This is a genomic window from Streptomyces sp. IBSBF 2435 (genome assembly GCF_036815005.1).
In the GTDB taxonomy this organism is placed as follows: domain Bacteria; phylum Actinomycetota; class Actinomycetes; order Streptomycetales; family Streptomycetaceae; genus Actinacidiphila.
Window position 1 is genome coordinate 54253 of record NZ_JAJSYW010000008.1, and the last position, 17980, is coordinate 72232.

Here is a 17980-nt window from a genome sequence, read left to right on the forward strand (position 1 = left end):
CCACACCAGAGCCGCGGTCGCTGCTGCTCCGCCCTGCCCAGGAGCGGCGCCCGCAGCGGTCATTCGCCTGTGCGCAGGCCACGGGGAGGAGACCCGATGAGCAGAGGTCTTGTGCTTTTGGTCAACCCCAACAAGGTGCACCCACCGATCGCGCCCTACGCGCTCGACGTGCTCACCACCTCGTTGGAGGCCGCCGACTTCGAGGTCGAGGTGCTGGACCTCACCTTCCACCGGGAGGACTGGAAGTCCTTCCTGTCCGAGTACTTCGCCGAGCGCGACCCGATGCTGGTCGGCGTCACCATCCGCAACACCGACACGGTCTACGCCTTCGAGCAGCGCCCCTTCGTCGGTGAGCACAAGGAGATCATCACCGAGCTCAAGCGGCTCACCGACGCCCCGATCGTGGCCGGCGGCATCGGCTTCTCGACCATGCCCTTCGCCCTGGTCGACTACTTCGGCATCGACTTCGGCGTGAAGGGGCCGGGCGAGAAGATCATCTGCGACCTGGCGGACGCGCTGCTCACCGGGCGCGACCCCGGCACCGTCCCCGGGCTGCTGCGCAACACCGCCGAGGGCGTCGTGCGGGTGCCGCCCGCCGTGCTCACCGCACGGCACGGGAAGACGGTGGTCCCGCTGCCCACCGGGCAGTTCGAGCCCCGGGTGTGGCAGGTGGACAGCACCGCGTCGTACGTCCGCCGGTCGGGGGCCGCGTACAAGGTGGACAACCTGATGTACTACCAGCGCGGCGGGCTCGGCAGCATCCTGACCAAGAACGGCTGCACCTACCGCTGCTCGCACTGCGTGGAGCCGGATGCCAAGGGCACCTCGTTCGGGCAGCGCTCGGTGGTCGCGGTGGTAGACGAGATGGAGTCGCTGGCCGCGCAGGGCATCCTCGACCAGCACACCACCGACAGCGAGTTCAACCTGTCGGTCTCGCACGCCAAGAACGTGCTGCGGGAGATCGTCCGCCGCCGGCACTCCGACCCGGCCAACCCGCTGGGCGGGCTGCGGCTGTGGGTCTACTGCCAGCCCAGCCCGTTCGACGAGGAATTCGCCGCGCTGCTGGCCGCGGCCGGCTGCCGCGGGGTGAACGTCGGCTCCGACCACGTCAGGCCGGACATGCTGACCGGCTGGAAGGTGACCGAGAAGGGCACCACCTACTACGACTTCGCCGACACCGAGCGGCTGGTCCGGCTGTGCCGCGAGCACGGCATCCTCACCATGGTCGAGGCGCTGTTCGGGATGCCCGGCGAGACGCCGGACAGCATGCGGGCCTGCGTCGAGGCCTTCATGGCGCTGGACGCCACGGTGACCGGCTTCTCGCTGGGGCTGCGACTGTTCCCGTACACGCCGATGGGCATCGCGATGGCCGCGGAGTGCGACGGGGTCCGTACGGTGCCGGGTCTGCAGTCCAACACCGCCACCGGGCCGATCGTGCTCAAGCCGCTGTCGAAGTGCTCGGGTCCCGTGGAGTACGAGCGGCAGTTCATGTTCGACGAGCACGGCGACTTCCGGCTGGTCTGCTACTTCTCCCCCGACCTGCCGGCCGACTCCGCCGCGGTCGGCGACCCCTCCGCGCGCTGGAGCCCGTCGGTCGACCTGCTGTGGGACCTGGTGGACCCCGCCGACTACTTCCGGGTGATGCTGCCGACGCTGGCCGGCTCCAGCGAGCACGACAACAACTACGCCGACAACCCGTTCCTCACCGGCCTGAGCGGGCTCGGCTACACCGGCGCCTTCTGGTCCCACTGGCGGGAACGGGAGGAGATCCTGGCCCGCGCCAAGGACGGCGGCATGGCCGAGCCCGCCGACGTGTAATGCCCTGTTCACATATTCCACTGAAACACCTGTACGTGAATTCACGACTGTCCGTGTCCGCGACCCGTGATACGCCGTAGGCCGGCGCCATTAATGGCCTACGGCGTATCACGGAGCCGCACTGAAGCCCTTGCGGTCCGGTGTTCCCTGCCGCATCCTGGTACCGGTCGACCCTGAGCCACCATGAACAGCAAGTTGGGGGAAATCGAATTTAGAGGGGCACATGAGCCAGCAGGAAAACACCACGAGATTACATTGGCAACTCCCGCAACACCCCGACATCTGTCGGGATAATTCGGGCCGTCGCCCGGAAGGGGGAGTCCTGCCGTTACGTCCGATTCCTGCTCCGCTCACCGTCCTGCTCGCCGACGCCCAGCCGGCGATCCGGCACGGCGTCCGATCCGTACTCGAGCGGTCGACCGGCATCAGGGTGGTCGGTGAGGCCGCCACGACCGAGGAGGTGCTCGCCGAGACCTCGCGCTGCCGGCCCGACGTCCTGGTGGTCGACCCGCTGATGGACGAACCGGCAGGTATGCAGGTCATCAGCCAGGTACTGCGGATGACACCGGGTACGGGCGTGCTGGTCTTCAGCTCGGTCGACGACGACAAGGCCATCACCTCGGCGCTGCACGCCGGGGCGCGCGGCTACCTCATCAAACGGGCGAGCGCGGACCAGATCCTGCGCGGCATCCAGGCCGTGGCCGCCGGTGAGGCGATCGTGGACAAGTCGATAGCCGACCGGCTCAGCGTCCTGATACGTCCGGCCACCGGGCAGTATTACTACCCGTTCCCCCAGCTCACCAACAGGGAGCGGGACGTGCTGGAACGCATCGCGGCGGGCAAGTCCAACGCCGCCATTGCCAAGGAACTCGCACTCGCCTCCAAGACCATCAGCAATCGGGTCTCGGCGATCTTCGGCAAGCTCGGTGTCGCCGATCGGGCACAAGCCATTGTATTGGCCAGGGACGCGGGCCTCGGGCATGCGTCAGCGCCCTTTATCCAGCACGGCACTCCGGGAAACCCGCTGGGCATGCGTATTCCTGCTTCCCAGCCGCAGATTCCCATGTGAAAGGGAAGACTTCCCCTGTCGATCGGGAGTCGCCGGATTCTAGCCTGAAGGCTGTCGCACGGCCACCCATTCGAAGGACGCCGATCGGAGCGGGACGTTGACCGACCACGAGCACGCCGACGTGACCATCCGCACCATGGAGCCGGATCACCTCGAAAGGGCCCACGGGCTCGACCTGAAGCTGCTCCACCCGTGGCCCGGGCTGGACACACCCTTCCGCGGCGCCTGGTGCGTCCTGCGCCCGGGCGACGTGTCGGAGGTGCACGGCCACCACGACCGGGAGATCTTCATCGTCATGTCCGGCCGCGGCACCGTCGTCGCCAACGGCAGGCGGCACGAGATCGCGGCGGGCGACCTGGCGTACATCAGGCCCGACGTGCAGCACAGCGTCGTCAACGAGCACGACGAGGACTTCGCCTACTACGCGATCTGGTGGGACCCGGCGATGTCCGCGGAATTCCTCGACGGGCAGGAGCGGGAGGCCGGCGGGACGGCCGCCGCCCCCGAGGTGGCGACCGCCGCTCCCGCCGTCGCCGGGCAGGCGTCGTGATCGACTACGAGGGGCGCCGCTTCCGCGCGCCGGACGGCGACACCAGCACCGAGGCCGTCTACCACCAGCAGGACGACTTCGTCTGGGGCGAGGTGGCCGGCGGCGCGATCCGGCGCGGCTGGACGGCGGGCACCCGCGGGCCCGACGGGACGCTCTCGATGGGCTACACCATCGTCTTCGCCTCGGGCGAGGTGGTCTGCGGGCGGACCGTGAACACCCCGGAACTGACCGAGGACGGCCGGCTGCGGCTGCACGAGGCGTGGGAGCGGTACGGCCCGCACGCCGCGACCGGCGTCTCCTACATCGAAGAGGTGGCCTGAGCGTGGCACCGGCTGACATCCCCTCGGACGCGGACTGGCGGCGGCTGGAGAAGAGTGTGACGGGCCGCGTACTGCGGCCCGGCGACGCGGAATTCCACTCCTCCAGCGTGCCGTTCAACAAGCGCTTCACCAAGGCCGTGCCCGCCGGGGTGGTCAGCGTCGCCGACGTCGCCGACGTGCGGCGCGCGGTGGAGTGGGCGCGGGACACGGGCGTACCGATCGTGCCGCGCGGCGGCGGCCACTCGTACGCCGGCTACTCGGTCAACTCCGGCCTCGTGGTGGACCTCAGGGCGCTCGGCACGGTAACCGCGGACGGGTCGAGCGGGCGGGTCACGGCCGAGGGCGGGGCAAGCATGGCCGCCGTCTACGCGGCAGTCGAGCCCGAGCAGATCGCGTTCGCGCTGGGCAACGGCGCCTCGGTGGGCATCGCGGGACTGACCCTCGGCGGCGGCTCCGCGGCCACCTCGCGGAAGTACGGGCTCACCGCGGACGCGCTGGTCGCCACCACCCTGGTGACGGCCGACGGCGAGCTGCTGACCTGCGACGCGGAGCGGAATCCGGACGTCTTCTGGGCCTGCCGCGGCGGCGGCGGGGGCAATTTCGGCATCAACGTGTCCTTCACCTACCAGGCCTTCCCGGTCTCCGACGCCTCGACCTGCCTGCTGCTGTGGGACGGCGCCGACGCGCCCAAGGTCTTCGCGGTGCTCCAGGAGGTGATGCGGCAGGCGCCCGAGGAGTGCTCGATCCGGCTCGGCCTGAGCACCACAGGGTCCGGCGTCACCGTCTCCGCGGTCGGGCTGCACCTGGGACCGGCCAGCGAGCTGCGCGACCTGCTCGACCCGGTCCTGTCGGTGGCCGAGCCGCTGCGCCAGGACATCGCCGACCGCACCTTCTGGGAGGCGAAGGACTACCTGCTGCACGAGACCTCGGAAGGCGCGTTCGCGGCCCGGACGAATTTCGCCGTCGACCCGCTGCCGCCCGAGGCCGTCGCCGAGGTCCTGGCCCGGCTCGGCCGCTGGCCGGGCGGCAGCAACCCGGACGGCGGCGGCTTCGCCCTCTTCGGCTGGGGCGGCGCGGTCAACAAGGTCGCGTCCGCCGACACCGCGTTCGCCCAGCGCGAGGCGAACTACCTGGTCAGCATGGACACCTCCTGGGCCGACCAGGACGGCCCCGAGGCGGTGCCGAGGCATCTGCGCTGGCTGGCCGAGCTGCGCGAGTCGGTGGCGCCGTACATGGCGGAGGGCGCCTACGTGAACTTCATCGATCCCGAGCTGGCGGACTGGCGCACCGCCTACTACGGCGCCAACTACCCGCGCCTGGTGGAGGTCAAGCGGCGGGTCGACCCGGAGGGGCTCTTCCGCTTCCCGCAGGCCATCGGCTTCTGACCTGCCGCGGGGCTCCCGGCCGGACGGCGCGTCCCGGCCGGGAGCCCTGCGGTCAGTTGGCCAGCGGCAGGACCGTACGCCGCGGGACCGGGGTCAGGACGGAGGCGGGGACCACCTCCTCGGTCTCCTCGTCGATCAGCGAGACCCGGACCGCAGGATGGGGTGAGGTGTCGACGCTGAGCGTGAGGTCGAGCGCGAACAGCACGCTGACCGGGTGCGTACCGCGCTCGTCCTGGTAGGCGCCCGCGTAGCGCAGCACCCGCCAGCCCTCGTCGTCCCAGTGGTCGAGCAGCGCCGAGCGGACCACGGGCATCGCGGTCTGCCAGGCCAGGGAGTTCTCCAGCAGCTGCACCGTCGCGGCGACCGGTACCCGCTCTCCCGTCCCGGACGGCAGCGGATTACCGAAGACCCTGATCCTGGCCTTGCGCAGCGGCACCAGCCACACCCGGTCCAGGTCGGCGGCCAGGCCGAGCAGCAGGACGGCCGCCGCGGCGAGGACCAGCGCGGAGCCGCCGGGGCGCCGGGAGATCTCCGACCACCAGGCGCTGTCAGCGCCCGCCGCCGCCACACCGCCGGCCATCACGAGCCCGGCCCTGGTGAAGGAGCGGGCCCCGATCGGACCCTCGTCACTGGCGCTGCACCCGCAGGACGACTCGGGCGCGGTGGCCTTCGCGTACGCCAGGTAGCCGGTGAAGCCGGCGCCGAGCAGCGCCGTCGCGATGCCCGGCAGCAGCGCGTCCGGTGCCGCCAGCAGGGCCGCCGCCAGGGCCAGTTCGAGCCCGCCGAGCGCGCGCAGCGCCAGCGTGGCGCGCCGGCCGTCGTTGAGCACCCGGACCAGCACGGTGTTCGCCGCGAGCCGGGCGGTCTGCCGGCCGAAGAGCTTGGCCGCGCCGGTCAGCGCGAGCAGCAGCCCGCAGACCAGCGGCGCGAGGTTGGAGACCAGCGGAATCATCGCACCGACTCCCTCAGTGCCCGAGTGAGACGCGGGCGATGTCGATGGAGCCGTCCGCGGGCCGCCAGGCGCCGAGCACCTGCGCCTCCTGCCCGATCCGGGTCCGCGACAGGTCCGCGGTGAGCGCCCCGCCGAGGTAGGACGCGGTCGTGGTGTCGGGGACGATCCGGCCGACCAGCTCGTCGTTGCCGTGGGTGAGGTGCAGCCGGTCCTTGGCGATGCCGCGGATGGTGACGTAGACGTTCACGATGTTGACCCACACCGCGTCCGCCGCGATCGTCCCGTCGGGCATGGCCGCCCCGCGCGCGTACAGCCCGTCGCCGACCTCGATGGCCTCGGCGGTGGTGGTGCGCAGCTTCCAGATGCTGGTGGCGTTGGTCAGCTGGATCAGGTGCCGCTCCCCGTGGGAGCCGGCGACGTCCAGGACGTTGCGGTTCATGGCGACGATCCGGCCTTCGGCGAAGGCCGCCGGGATCGCCGCGTCGAGCGAGGGCATCGGCTCGGCGAACGCGGCCTCGGCGTCGAGCCCGCCGAGCGCGGACGCGCCCACGATGGTGGCGCCGCCGATGGCCGCCGTGGTGAGGAAACGCCTCCGGTCCAGGCGACGCCCGCCGGATTCCTGGGTGTGGCTCATGTCGTCCTTCCTGTCTCGCGTGGTGCCGGTGGATGTACCGGGCGGGAGGTCACTCGTAGATGTAGACGGGCAGCTTGCCGGAGCTGAGGCTGCCGATCGCGGTGAAGGCCGCGGGGGTGAGGTCGATGACGCGGTTGGTGCGGCACGCGCCGTTGCAGCACGCGGACTCGCCGCAGAAGCTCTTGGTACGCGGCCCGCAGTCGGCGAGCGTCACGCACACGGCGGCGCCCGAGCACTGGTGACGGACGTTCACCACCGCGCCGCAGGTGCGGCGCGGCATGTTCTCGCCGCACAGGTCGGGCCGGGTGATGTCCCAGCAGGCGGCCGAGAGGTTGGGCCAGGCGGCCATGTTCTTGCTGGACTGGCAGGTGCCGCACGCGCCGGTGCCGGCGCTGCCGCAGGAGCCCCAGGCGTTGCCGCAGCAGAACCAGGTGGCTTCGCCCGCCCACAGGGAGGTCGATCCGCAGGCCATGTCGTGTTCCCTTCGCATGGGCGCAGGTCTTATGACCTGCGCATGACAACACATACGACGGCACCGCGGAACGGGGGGCCGCGGCGGTGTCCTGAGGTGCCGAGTGATTACGCGCCCATGACAAGCGTCGAGCGGGAGTGCTCCGCGCCGTTGCGGTGCTGCGAGGGGGTGACGCCGTGCCGTACCTGGCGGTGCGCGCTTGCGGGAGCTGCCTCGGGCGGGCCTCTGCTGTGCCGTATGCGTCGGATGAGTCGGCAGTGCAGGGTGGAACACGGCCATGATGCGCGCTTCTACGCGCGTTCGGAAGGGGGCGCACAACCGTTTCTACGCGCGTTCGCGTGCGCACGCCCCCCGTGGCGCCCGCCCGGCCGGGCCGGCGAACGGCGCACGGCCCGGCCGCCGTTCGCCCCCGGCGCCACGCGTACCGGCCGCCGCGCGGGGTAGCCGGGTCCTGCACACCAGCCGCGACACCCCCCGTGCCGACCCGAGGTAGCTGAGGCCCGCCCATGACTTCCGACACCCGCACGGAGACCCGTGAAGACCACGCCCCGGCTGCCGGAGGCGGGAAGGACGACGGCGAGACCAAGGGAACCGTACTGATCGCGCTGCTGGCGAACGTGGCGATCGCCATCGCCAAAGCGGTCACCGGCGCCCTCACCGGCTCCCCCGCCCTGCTCGCCGAGGCGGCGCACTCGATCGCGGACACCCTCAACGAGGTGTTCCTGCTGGCCTCCGTCCCCCTCAGCAAGCGCAAGCCCGACGCGCAACACCCCTTCGGCTACGGCAAGGAGCGCTTCTTCTGGGCGCTGCTCGCGGCCGTCGGCATCTTCGTCACCGGCGGCTGCTTCTCCTTCTACCAGGGCCTGCACGGCTGGCTCTCCCCCGAGACGGACGCCTCCGAGAGCTTCCTGATCACCTATGTCGTGCTGGGCGTGTCGCTGGCCGCTGAGGGCGCCTCGCTGCTGCGGGCGGTCGTCCAGCTGCGCGGCCGGGCCCGCTCGCACGGGCGCTCGCTGTTCCAGGAGGTCGCCAAGAGCACCGACCCGACCGTGCGTACGGTCTTCGCCGAGGACGCCACAGCCGTGCTCGGCGTCCTGCTGGCCGCCGGCGGCGTGCTGGGCCACCAGCTCACCGGGGCGCCGCAGTGGGAGGCCGGCGCGGCACTGGCCATCGCGCTGCTGCTGATCCTCGTCGCCTACCTGCTCGGCCGCTCCGCCCGCGACCTCCTGGTCGGCCAGGCCGTCGACCCGCGCCTTCAGCAGGAGGCGTACGAGATGCTCGCCGAGCAGAAGGAGATCGACACCGTGGCCGTCCTGCTGACCATGCGCCTCGGGGTGGACTCGGCGCTGCTGGCGGCCCGGGTGGACCTGCACGCGGGCCTGGACAGCGAAGAGGTCGAGGAGGTCAGCGAGCGGATCAAACGCGACCTGCGCGACAAGCACCCCGGCTTCGGCGAGATCTTCCTCGACATCGTGGACGCGGACCGCGACGAACGCGCACGGGCGCACGCACGCAAGCAGGAAGTCGACCGGGCCGTCGAGGAGCAGGACCCGCTGCAGGAAGGACCGCGGCAGCAGTGACATGGCACCATCCGGACGGAATATCGCCCGGCCGCGTACCCGCGCGCCGGAGCCGGGTAACCGCATGGGTGGGCCGGCCTTCCCCGGCCGGCCGGCACAGCACCGCAGGCACGTGAAAGGCGGCCGTCATGCCCCGAGGTTCCAGCCCCAAGCGCGAGCGCCAGTACGAGCACATCAAGGACAGCGCCGAGAACCGCGGCGAGTCCGAGAGGCGGGCCGAGGAGATCGCCGCCCGCACGGTGAACAAGGAGCGCGCCCGCGCGGGCGAGTCGAAGACCGCCAGCCGCAGCTCCGTCACGGACATGTCGTCGTCCAGGCGGGGCGGGCAGCGCTCGCACTCCGGACCCGGCGGCCCCACCAAGGAGCAGCTCTACAACGAGGCCCGGCAGCGCAACGTCAAGGGCCGCTCATCGATGACGAAGTCCGAGCTGAGCAGGGCGCTCGGGCGCTGACGCGTTCCCCCGCCGGGGCAGCGCCTACCGGAGGAGGACCACGCGGCATGGCAGGACACGAGTCGGACCGGACGGACGACACCGGACGGCGGGAGACCGCCGAGGAAAGGGCGGACCGCCGCTGGGGCGACCTGCTCCAGGAGCTGCGGGTCGCGCAGACCGGGGTGCAGATCCTCTTCGGCTTCCTGCTGACCGTGGTCTTCCAGCAGCGCTTCCCCCAGCTGTCCGACACCGACCGGCACCTCTACGTGGCCACCGTGGTGGTCGGCGCGGCGACCACCGGCGCCCTCATCGGCCCGGTGGCGATGCACCGGCTGCTCACCGGCCGCCGCGTGAAGCCCGAGACCGTGGTGTGGGCGTCCCGGATGACCGTGGTCGGGCTGTTCCTGCTGCTGTGCACGACAGCCTGCTCGCTGCTGCTGGTCCTGCGGCTGGCGATCCACGACACGGGCGCGGCCTGGCTGGCCGGCGTGATGGTGCTCTGGTTCTCGGTGTGCTGGCTGGGCATCCCGCTGTGGGCCAGGTACCGGAGCACGCCGGGCCCGGACCAGGACTGAGCACGAGCGGGGGGGGGGGGGGGGGGGGGGGGGGGGGGGGGGGGGGGGGGGGGGGGGGGGGGGGGNCCCCCCCCCCCCCCCCCCCCCCCCCCCCCCCCCCCCCCCCCCCCCCCCCCCCCCCCCCCCGGACGCCTCCCGCACACCCGTCTGCTCGCGCAGACTTCCTACAGCGGCGGGAGCGCCAGGTGCTCGCGCAGCGTCGTGCCCTCGTACGCGGTCCGGTACGAGCCGCGCTCCTGGAGTTCGGGGACGACCGTGTCCACGATGTCGGTCAGCGACGACGGCAGCAGGTGGGGGACGATGTTGAAGCCGTCCGCCGCCCGGGTGCGGACATAGCGCGTCCACTCGTCGGCGGCCAGTGCGGGCAGCACCTGCCCGGTGAGCACCCGCAGGTCGGCGCCCAGCTCCGCGGGGTGCAGCCGTACGCCGTCCACGTCGGCGGCCAGCTCCCGCAGCAGCGCGGTCAGTCCGGAAGCCGGGCCGACGTGGCGCAGCCGCCCGGCCGGCTGCCAGGCCGCCGACTCCTCCAACCGGGCGAGCCGCTCCGCGGCGGGCAGGTCGGTGTCGAGCAGCACCTCGGCCTCGGCGAAGACCAGCGGGGCGCCAGGGCCAGGTGCAGCCGGCGGCTGCCGCCGTGGTCAGGGGCGGTCACGGCGTCTCCCCGTCCGGGACGGTCCCGGTGGCCCCGGGGCCGGTCGCCCGGGCCGGGACGGACCGGTTCTTCTCCACCGGGGCGGTCGGGATCTTCTCGCCGGCCTCGATCGCCACCGTCAGCCGGTTCTCGGCCGGCGGCAGCGGGCAGGTGGCCAGGTCGGTGTAGGCGCAGGGCAGGTTGGAGGCCCGGTTGAAGTCGACCAGCACATTGCCGTCGGCGTCGGGCGCGTCGATGGACACCGCCCGGTTGGCCGCGTAGGTGGTCACGCCCGAGGTGGCGTCGGTGAGCAGGACGAGCAGGCTGCCCGGGGCGTGGCCGTTGAAGGCGGTCAGCCGGTGGGTGGTGCCGTCGAGGTCGAACTCGACCTGGCCCGGGGCGTCGTAGACGTGCTGGAGGCCCTCCACCGCCGCGCCCACCGTCGTCGGCCGCGGCTCGTCGAAGGGCACGTAGCGGCCGGCGCGGGCCCAGCGCGGGTCGGGGGCGTAGGCGGGGGTGCCGGTGAAGGCCAGCCGCAGGCCGTTCTCCGGGTGCCGGGGGCGCAGGATGTCGTATCCGCCGCGCTTGGCGACCTCGATCGCCGCGTCACCCGCGATGGGGTAGAGGCTGACCCGCTCCTCGATCACGCCGAAGCTGTGCCGCCCGTGCAGGACCTGGCCGTCCAGGGCCAGTTCCTCGTCGTCCGACAGCTCCACCACGACGCCCTCGTCGGTGCTCGACCAGGCGCCGGGCGCGTCGGGGAAGCGGGTGGGGGTGGCGTCCAGCCAGTGCAGGCCGGTGATGGCGAGGAAGCCGTGCGGGCCGGCGAGCGCCTTCTCCTTCTCGGCGTGCCACCGCTCCCAGTCCTGGGCGAAGGCGGCGCGGTCGGTCTCTTCTGCCTGTGCGGTCATGACGACTCCTCGGTTCCGGTGGTGCGCGGGGTGGGGCGTGCCTCGTTCTGGGCGGCGGTCTGCTCCAGCCGCCGGAACCTGCTGCCGTGGAAGACCAGCGGCGCCACCGTGTGGTCGGCCTCCAGGGCGTGGATGCGCAGCAGGACGATGTCGTGGTCGCCGGCCCTGATGTGCTGCTCGACGCTGGTGTCGAACCAGGCGCCCGCGCCGTCGAGCAGCACCGCGCCGTCCTCGGTGGCGTGCCAGTCCAGGCCCGTGAAGCGGTCGTCGCTGCGGGCGGCGAGCTGGGCGCAGGCCCGCTCCTGGTCGGCGGACAGCACCGTGATGCCGAGCCGGGCGCGGTCGGCGAGCAGCGGCCAGGTGGTCGAGGTGTGCGCGACGCAGACCGACAGCAGCGGCGGGTCGAGCGAGACCGCGGTGAAGGAGTTGGCGGCCAGGCCCACCGGTATGCCGTCCACGAGGGCGGCCACCGCGGTCACCCCGGTGGGGAAGGCGCCGAAGACCCGCCGCAATTCGCCCGGGGACAAGGGGTGTTCAGCGGGCCCGGGCTGCTCGCCGGCCGCGGCCTTCCCTCCGGCCGCGGCCCGTTCGCCGGTGCGGGTCTGCTCGTCGGTGCGCGGCTCCCTGTCCGTACGCCGCTCCTCGTCCGTACGCGGCTGGTCGTCGGTACGCCGCTGCTCGTCGGTGGTGGCCCGCTCGGCGGGCCGGGTCTGTTCCTCGAACCGGGTCTGGGTGGTCATCGTCGCTTCCATTCCTCGGCCAGCAGCTCGTACGAACGCACCCGGTCGGCGTGGTCGTGGGTGATGGTGGTGATGATCAGCTCGTCGGCGCCGGTGGCGTCGCGCAGTGTTTCCAGCTGGTCGGCGACCTGTTGCGGCGTCCCGATGAACTGGGTCTCGACGCGGTCCGCCACCAGGTCCCGCTCCTGCTCGCTCCACGCGTGCGAGCGGGCCTCGTCGGGGGTCGGGAAGCGGATCGCGCCCGCCCCGCTGCGGATGCTGTGCACCCACAGGCCGTAGCCGGTGGCCAACTCCCGTGCGATGTCCTCGTCCTCGGCCACCACGACGTCCGCGGACACGCTGACGTAGGGCTGTTCCAGCTCGGCCGAGGGTACGAACTCCGCCCGGTAGCCCTCCGCGGCCTCCAGTACGGTGGCCGGGCTGACGTGGTAGTTCGCCGCGAAGCGCAGGCCGTTGGCGCCGGCGACCTGGGCACTGATGCCGGCGCTGCTGCCCAGGATCCACACCTGCAGCTCGGCGCCCTCGCCGGGCACGACGTGCGCCTCGATGCCGTCCTCGGTGGCGTAGCTGCCGGCCAGCAGCGCCAGGATGTCGGCGATCTGCTCGTCGTAGGCCTGCGACTCGGCGCCGGGCAGCGTCAGCAGCCGCTGGTGCAGCGCGAACCGCGGCGAGCCGAGCAGCTTCTCGAAGGAGAAGGGCGCCGGGACCCGCAGCCCGTTGGCGGTGCGGCCGTCCACCACCGGCGGGGCGCCGACCGGCACCGGCGGCCGCGAGTTGGGCAGGTTGCGCCCGCCGGAGCGGCCGAGCCCGAGGTCGAAGCGGCCCGGGTGCAGGGCGTCGAGCAGCCCGAACTCCTCCACGGTGGACAGCGCGGTGCGGTGCCCGAGCTGTACGGCGCCGGCGCCGAGCCGGATGGTGCTGGTGGCGGCGGCGGTCAGCGCGAGGACGACGGCCGGGGAGGTGCCCGCCACCCCCGGGTTGAGGTGGTGCTCGGCGAACCAGTAGCGGGCGTAGCCGAGCCGTTCTGCGTGCTGTGCCAGGTCGATGCTGTTGCGCAGTGCCTGGCCGGCGGTGGATCCGGTGGAGATCGGTACCAGGTCCAGGACCGCGAGCGGGGTGTTTGCCACGACGGTGCTCCTTGTCAGGCGTTGGGGGCGGCGGTCGCCGGGCCGGCGGGGACATCGATGCCGACCGGACCCCAGGCCCAGGGCGGGTCGGGGATGTCCTTGCGCAGCACGGGTGCGATGTCGGACTGGAAGAGTTCGAGGGCGTCGCGGTGCTGGGTCTCGGTCAGGCCGCCGGCGTCGGCGTGCAGGTGCAGCACGGTGTGCCCGAACTGCTCGTGGTAGCGGTGCACCTTCTCGATGACCTGCTGCGGGCTGCCGATCAGCGCGGAGCTGCGTTCGACGAAGTCCTCGAGGGTGGCGAAGACCGGTTCGACGCCGAGCTGTTTCTGGAAGGCCAGATGGCCCTCGAAGACCGGCCGGTAGACGGCCAGCGCCTCCTGCGAGGTGCGGGCCGCGTAGTAGCCGGCGCTGCCCGCGCCGACGGTGGCCAGCGCCGGGTCGTGGCCGTAGTGCTCCCAGCGCTCGCGGTAGTGGCGGACGAGCTCCGCGTACGGCTCGATGGGGTTGGTGACGTTGGCGGAGAACAGCGGGTCGCCGTAGCGGGCGGCCAGGTCGACGGACTCCCGGCTGGTGGCGCTGCCGTGCCAGACCCTGACCGGGTTCTGGTAGGGGCGCGGCCACACCTCGGCGTCCTTCAGCTCCGGCCGGAAGCGCGGGCCGGCGGTGACCTTCGGCTGCCGCCAGATCTGCCGGAACAGCTCGTAGCTCTCGGCGTTGCGGTCCCACTGGTCGTCGGTGGTGACGTGGAAGAGCTCGCGCTGCGCCGTGCCGTTTCCCTTGCCGACGATCAGCTCCAGCCGCCCGCCCGACAGGTGGTCGAGCGTGGCGTAGTCCTCGTAGGCGCGCACCGGGTCGAGCAGGCTGAGCGTGGTGACGGCGGTGAACAGCCGGATGCGGGAGGTGAGCGCGGCGAGGTGGCTGAGCACCACGGGCGGCGCCGAGGAGATGAAGGGGCGCTCGTGGCGCTCGCCGACGCCGAAGCCGTCGAAGCCCAGCTCCTCGGCCAGCAGCGCGTTGTCGATCACCTCGCGGAAGCGCTCCTGGGTGGATTTCCGCACTCCGGTGACCGGGTGCGGGGAGTGCACGATCAAGGTGATGGTCAGGAATCTCACGACGCCGCCTCCGTACGGGTGCCGGCCGCCGGGGCGAGTGCCGGCAGGCCGAGGTGGTCGCGCAGGGTCTCGCCCTCGTACTCGGTCCTGAAGACCCCGCGCTCCTGGAGCAGCGGCACCACGGTGTCCGCGAACTCGTCGAGGCCGCCCGGGGTCAGATGCGGCGCGAGGATGAAGCCGTCGCTGGCATCGGCCTGCACGAATTCCTCCAGCTCCCGGGCGACCCGCGCCGGAGTGCCGACGAAGGACTGCCGCCCGGTCACCTCGATGACCACCTCGCGCAGCGAGAGCTTCTTGCGCTCGGCGACCTCCCGCCAGCGCGCGACCGTCGCCAGCCGGTCCTGGCTGCCGGCGTCGGCCCGGCCGCGGACGATCGGGGCCGCGTCGAGCAGCGGCTCCACCTCGGGCAGCGGGCCGTCCGGGTCGTAGCCGCTCAGGTCGCGGTTCCAGAGCCGTTCCGCGAAGGTGACCGCGGTCTGCCCGCTGACCTGCTGGTGCCGGACCAGGTCCGCCTTCTCCGCGGCCTCGGCCTCGGTGTCGCCCAGGACGAAGGTGACCCCGGGCAGGATCAGCAGCTCCTCGGGCGAGCGGCCGTACTTGGCCAGCCGGCCCTTGACGTCGGCGTAGAAGGCCTTGCCGGCCTCCAGGGTGCCGTGCCGGGTGAAGATCGCGTCGGCGGCCGAGGCGGCGAACTCCCTGCCCTGCTCGGAGTCGCCGGCCTGGAAGATCACCGGGCGGCCCTGCGGGCTGCGCGGCACGTTGAAGCTGCCGCTGATGTCGAACTGGCTGACGCGGTGCGCGAACCGCCCGGCCTCGGCGTCGCGCAGGAAGGTGCCCGACTCCTTGTCCGCCACGATCTCGTCGCCCTGCCAGGAGTCCAGCAGCGCCTTGACCGCGGTCAGGAACTGCGCGGCCCGCTCGTAGCGGTCCTCGCGGGCCAGGAAGCCGCCGCGGCGGAAGTTCTGGCCGGTGAACTCGTCCCAGGAGGTGACGACGTTCCACGCGGCCCGCCCGGCCGACAGGTGGTCGAGGCTGGCGAACTGCCGGGCCACCTCGTACGGTTCGTTGAAGGTGGAGTTGATCGTGCCGGCCAGGCCCAGCCGGTCGGTCACCGCGGCCAGCGCCGCCAGCACGGTGAAGGTGTCGGGGCGGCCGACCACGTCCAGGTCGTATATCTCGCCGCCCTGCTCGCGCAGCCGCAGCCCCTCCGCCAGGAAGAGGAAGTCGAACTTGGCCCGCTCCGCGGTCCGCGCGAGGTGGACGAAGGAGCTGAAGTCGATATGGCTGCCGGCCGCCGGGTCGCTCCACACGGTGGTGTTGTTCACGCCGGGGAAGTGCGCGGCGAGATGGATCTGCTTGACGGGCTTGCTCATGCGGGGTGACCTTCCTGGGGTGTCGCGCGGGTCGCCGGTGCCGTGGCTCTAGGCGGCGGCGTAGCGGTTGGCGGGGCGCGGCAGTCCGAGCAGCCCGCGCAGGGTGGCGGCCCCGTACTCGCGCCGGAAGGCGCCGCGGCGCTGGAGTTCGGGCACCAGGTCGCGGGTGATCCGCTCCAGGTCGTACGGCAGGGTGGCCGGCCGCAGCCGGAAGCCGGTCGGCCCGGTCCGCGCGAACTCCTCCAGCAGGTCGGCGAGTTCGGCGGGCGTACCGGCGAAGACCGTGGCGTCGCCCGCGTACGGCGTGTCCAGTGCCGCGTCCAGCCGGGCCCTGCGCTCGGCCGCGCGGCCGGGCTCGTCGTCGAGCAGCACCACCAGGTCGGCGAGGATGTGCACGGTCTCGCCGCCGCGTCCCGCCTGCTCCTGCGCGGTACGGATCTCGGCGACGATCGCCGCCGCCTGGGCGGTGTCGTGCGGGGTGACGAAGCCGATGTCGGCGGACGTGCCGACCAGTTGGAAGGGCTCGGAGCGGTGCGCGAGCGCGGCCACCAGCGGCTGGCCCTGCGGCGGGCGCGGGGTGATCGAGGGGCCCTTGACCGAGAAGAGCGTGCCCTCGAAGTCGATGTAGTGCAGCTTGGCGCGGTCGATGAAGCGGCCGGTGGCCACATCGCGGATCTCCGCGTCGTCCTCCCAGCTGTCCCACAGCCGCCGCACGACCTCCACGTAGTCGGCGGCCTCGCCGAACAGCTCCTTCAGCAGCGCGAGGCCCGCCGGCGAGTCCAGCTCGGTGACCGGCAGCCGGGGCACGTCACGGCGGCCGAAGTGCGCGGCCTCGTCGGCCCGCCCCGACACCCGGATCTGCACCCCGGCCCGGCCGGTGCTGACGTAGTCCAGGGTGGCGACGGCCTTGGACAGGTGGAAGGGCTCGGTGTGGGTGACCACCGCGCTGGGGATCAGGCCCAGGTGCCGGGTCAGCGGCGCGATACGGGCCGCGGTCAGCACCGCGTCGAGCCGGCCGCGCACCCGGTCGGTGCGCCCGTCGGGTCCGGTGTAGCGGGTGGACTGCTGGCCGAGGGAGTCCTCGATGGTGACGAAGTCCAGCAGCCCGCGCTCGGCCTCCGCCGCGAGGTCGACCCAGTAGGGGGCGCTGAAGAGGTCGGCGGGCCGCGCGTCGGGTTCCCGCCAGGCCGCGGGGTGCCAGCCGGCGCCGTCCAGGGCGACGGCCAGGTGGAGTGGGGAGGTGGTGCTGGGCATGGGGCGTACCGCTTCCTGCTCGGACGGGGTCGCAAGCGAACAGCCGTGGCGTAGGCATGCCGAACGGGACCCGCAGCGGGCACGGTGTCCCGGGGGGTTCGGATGCGAAGGAGGTGGGGTGGGTCTCGGGGGTGTGGAGCGGAACTAGCCCGCGGTGTGCGGCAGTGCGGCGGGCCCGCGGCCCTGCTCCGGCACGGCTGTCGGTACGCCCGGACACAGTGCGCCGGCGACACGCTGGAGGTCGATGTGCCGTCGCGAGAACATGGCGACGACGGGCAGCGACCGCTCATCGGTTGCCCGCACTGCGTCACCTCCCGGTCCCGATCGGCTCACGCCTGTTCGAGTTCGCACTTGCCGAGCCGTCATCGGCTCAGCCGGGTCGTCACCTGGAGCACCCCGCCGCGACGGAGGGTTGCCGGTCAGCCGGCCAGGGCCTTGGTTGCTGACACTCATGACCTGCAAGCACGGTAACTCCGCCGCGCGGTCGAACACAATCCCTTCCGGCCAGGAGTGACGCTGCTCGCTCTGCGCCGTGTTCGCGCCATCAGGGGATTGTCTGACCGCCGCCCTCCGGTTAACGTGCTGTAGGCATAGGGCCCTCACGCAGGGCGGACGAGTGCGAAGCGGAGAGAGCGAGGGGACGGACATGGACGTAGCGCAGCACGACCGCGAGCTGTGCCCCGGTGGCTCATTTCAGACCCGAGTGATCCGGCGCCACGTCGATCTGCTCCGCGTCAGCAGCGCACTGTGTCCGGAAAAGACCGCGGTCCACTGACCGCCCGCGGGCCCGCCGATCCGGCCGGAGCCCCGTGATCCCGCTCGTCCTCGGCAATTGACGCACGGCCCGGTCACCGGCGTGCGGCCGGGCCGTGCGCGGCCGCACCGCCTCAATCCGCCTTCCCCCGGTAGCCCCCAGCGGCAGTCCGGCAGCCCCGCGCGGGGCCGCCGCGCCGCTGTGCGCTGCCGCGGTCCCCGACGAGACGGGAAACCCGATGACCCAGCACGACACCTCAGGCCGGCCCGCCACGGCCGCGCCCGGCCAC

At 72.5% G+C, this 17980-nt stretch carries 20 protein-coding genes and 1 riboswitch; of the genes, 9 read left to right on the forward strand and 11 right to left on the reverse strand.

Annotated elements, in window-relative coordinates:
* Positions 1-96 precede the first annotated feature (96 nt).
* The 5 genes from tsrT to V7E46_RS03165 all read left to right on the forward strand — a co-directional run bounded on the left by tsrT (position 97) and on the right by V7E46_RS03165 (position 5142).
* A complete protein-coding gene (gene tsrT, locus V7E46_RS03145; RefSeq protein ID WP_333766951.1) occupies positions 97-1818 on the forward strand; it encodes a tryptophan 2-C-methyltransferase in 1722 nt (573 codons plus the stop codon).
* 223 nt (positions 1819-2041) lie between these two features.
* Positions 2042-2887 carry a response regulator transcription factor gene (locus tag V7E46_RS03150; protein ID WP_333766952.1) on the forward strand — a complete coding sequence of 282 codons (846 nt, stop codon included), beginning with the start codon at positions 2042-2044 and terminating at the stop codon, positions 2885-2887.
* A gap of 97 nt (positions 2888-2984) precedes the next feature.
* Positions 2985-3437, forward strand: a complete 453-nt coding sequence (locus V7E46_RS03155; protein ID WP_333766953.1) for a cupin domain-containing protein — start codon at positions 2985-2987, stop codon at positions 3435-3437.
* A complete protein-coding gene (locus V7E46_RS03160) occupies positions 3434-3757 on the forward strand; it encodes a hypothetical protein (protein WP_329175986.1) in 324 nt (107 codons plus the stop codon). Before V7E46_RS03155 ends, V7E46_RS03160 begins: the two co-directional genes overlap by 4 nt.
* 2 nt (positions 3758-3759) lie before the next feature.
* Positions 3760-5142 (forward strand): FAD-binding oxidoreductase, encoded by a 1383-nt coding sequence (locus V7E46_RS03165; protein ID WP_333766954.1) that lies wholly within the window; start codon positions 3760-3762, stop codon positions 5140-5142.
* Between the two features lie 52 nt (positions 5143-5194).
* Here V7E46_RS03165 and V7E46_RS03170 read toward each other — a convergent pair whose 3' ends face one another.
* Genes V7E46_RS03170 through V7E46_RS03180 form a run of 3 tightly spaced genes read right to left on the reverse strand, consistent with a single transcriptional unit; the run spans position 5195 to position 7200 of the window.
* Entirely contained in the window at positions 5195-6094 is a 900-nt protein-coding gene (locus tag V7E46_RS03170) for a MauE/DoxX family redox-associated membrane protein (protein WP_333766955.1), read from the reverse strand.
* 13 nt (positions 6095-6107) lie between these two features.
* Positions 6108-6728, reverse strand: a complete 621-nt coding sequence (locus V7E46_RS03175) for a twin-arginine translocation signal domain-containing protein (protein WP_329175991.1) — start codon at positions 6726-6728, stop codon at positions 6108-6110.
* A 49-nt stretch (positions 6729-6777) separates the two neighbouring features.
* The gene (locus V7E46_RS03180; RefSeq protein ID WP_329175993.1) at positions 6778-7200 is read right to left on the reverse strand and encodes a hypothetical protein; all 423 of its coding nucleotides are present in this window, start codon (positions 7198-7200) and stop codon (positions 6778-6780) included.
* Positions 7201-7706: 506 nt separating this feature from the next.
* Here V7E46_RS03180 and V7E46_RS03185 point away from each other — a divergent pair.
* The 3 genes from V7E46_RS03185 (at position 7707) to V7E46_RS03195 (ending at position 9789) form a co-directional block, all read left to right on the forward strand.
* A complete protein-coding gene (locus V7E46_RS03185) occupies positions 7707-8780 on the forward strand; it encodes a cation diffusion facilitator family transporter (protein WP_333766956.1) in 1074 nt (357 codons plus the stop codon).
* 128 nt (positions 8781-8908) lie between these two features.
* On the forward strand, positions 8909-9232 hold the full coding sequence (locus V7E46_RS03190; protein WP_333766957.1) for a plasmid stabilization protein: 324 nt from the start codon (positions 8909-8911) through the stop codon (positions 9230-9232).
* 47 nt (positions 9233-9279) lie between these two features.
* Positions 9280-9789, forward strand: a complete 510-nt coding sequence (locus tag V7E46_RS03195) for a DUF6328 family protein (protein WP_333766958.1) — start codon at positions 9280-9282, stop codon at positions 9787-9789.
* A gap of 164 nt (positions 9790-9953) precedes the next feature.
* Here V7E46_RS03195 and V7E46_RS33785 read toward each other — a convergent pair whose 3' ends face one another.
* The 8 genes from V7E46_RS33785 to V7E46_RS03235 form a co-directional block, all read right to left on the reverse strand.
* The gene (locus tag V7E46_RS33785) at positions 9954-10364 is read right to left on the reverse strand and encodes a hypothetical protein (protein WP_443053966.1); all 411 of its coding nucleotides are present in this window, start codon (positions 10362-10364) and stop codon (positions 9954-9956) included.
* Positions 10365-10437: 73 nt separating this feature from the next.
* On the reverse strand, positions 10438-11331 hold the full coding sequence (locus V7E46_RS03205; protein ID WP_333766959.1) for a DUF1684 domain-containing protein: 894 nt from the start codon (positions 11329-11331) through the stop codon (positions 10438-10440).
* Positions 11328-12071 carry a flavin reductase family protein gene (locus tag V7E46_RS03210; protein WP_333766960.1) on the reverse strand — a complete coding sequence of 248 codons (744 nt, stop codon included), beginning with the start codon at positions 12069-12071 and terminating at the stop codon, positions 11328-11330. Before V7E46_RS03210 ends, V7E46_RS03205 begins: the two co-directional genes overlap by 4 nt.
* A complete protein-coding gene (locus tag V7E46_RS03215) occupies positions 12068-13198 on the reverse strand; it encodes an LLM class flavin-dependent oxidoreductase (RefSeq protein WP_333766961.1) in 1131 nt (376 codons plus the stop codon). The genes V7E46_RS03210 and V7E46_RS03215 overlap by 4 nt, the downstream gene beginning before the upstream one ends.
* 14 nt (positions 13199-13212) lie before the next feature.
* Positions 13213-14310 carry an LLM class flavin-dependent oxidoreductase gene (locus tag V7E46_RS03220; protein WP_333766962.1) on the reverse strand — a complete coding sequence of 366 codons (1098 nt, stop codon included), beginning with the start codon at positions 14308-14310 and terminating at the stop codon, positions 13213-13215.
* On the reverse strand, positions 14307-15683 hold the full coding sequence (locus tag V7E46_RS03225) for an NtaA/DmoA family FMN-dependent monooxygenase (protein ID WP_333766963.1): 1377 nt from the start codon (positions 15681-15683) through the stop codon (positions 14307-14309). Before V7E46_RS03225 ends, V7E46_RS03220 begins: the two co-directional genes overlap by 4 nt.
* Before the next feature lie 48 nt (positions 15684-15731).
* On the reverse strand, positions 15732-16937 hold the full coding sequence (locus tag V7E46_RS03230; RefSeq protein ID WP_333766964.1) for an LLM class flavin-dependent oxidoreductase: 1206 nt from the start codon (positions 16935-16937) through the stop codon (positions 15732-15734).
* Positions 16938-17081: 144 nt separating this feature from the next.
* Positions 17082-17240, reverse strand: coding sequence for a putative leader peptide (locus V7E46_RS03235; protein ID WP_329176017.1), 159 nt, complete (start codon positions 17238-17240; stop codon positions 17082-17084).
* Positions 17241-17279: 39 nt separating this feature from the next.
* Positions 17280-17394: riboswitch (SAM riboswitch) on the reverse strand.
* 189 nt (positions 17395-17583) lie between these two features.
* Between V7E46_RS03235 and V7E46_RS33790 the strand changes: the two genes are divergently transcribed.
* The gene (locus V7E46_RS33790) at positions 17584-17712 is read left to right on the forward strand and encodes a putative leader peptide (protein ID WP_443053967.1); all 129 of its coding nucleotides are present in this window, start codon (positions 17584-17586) and stop codon (positions 17710-17712) included.
* Positions 17713-17980: the final 268 nt, after the last annotated feature.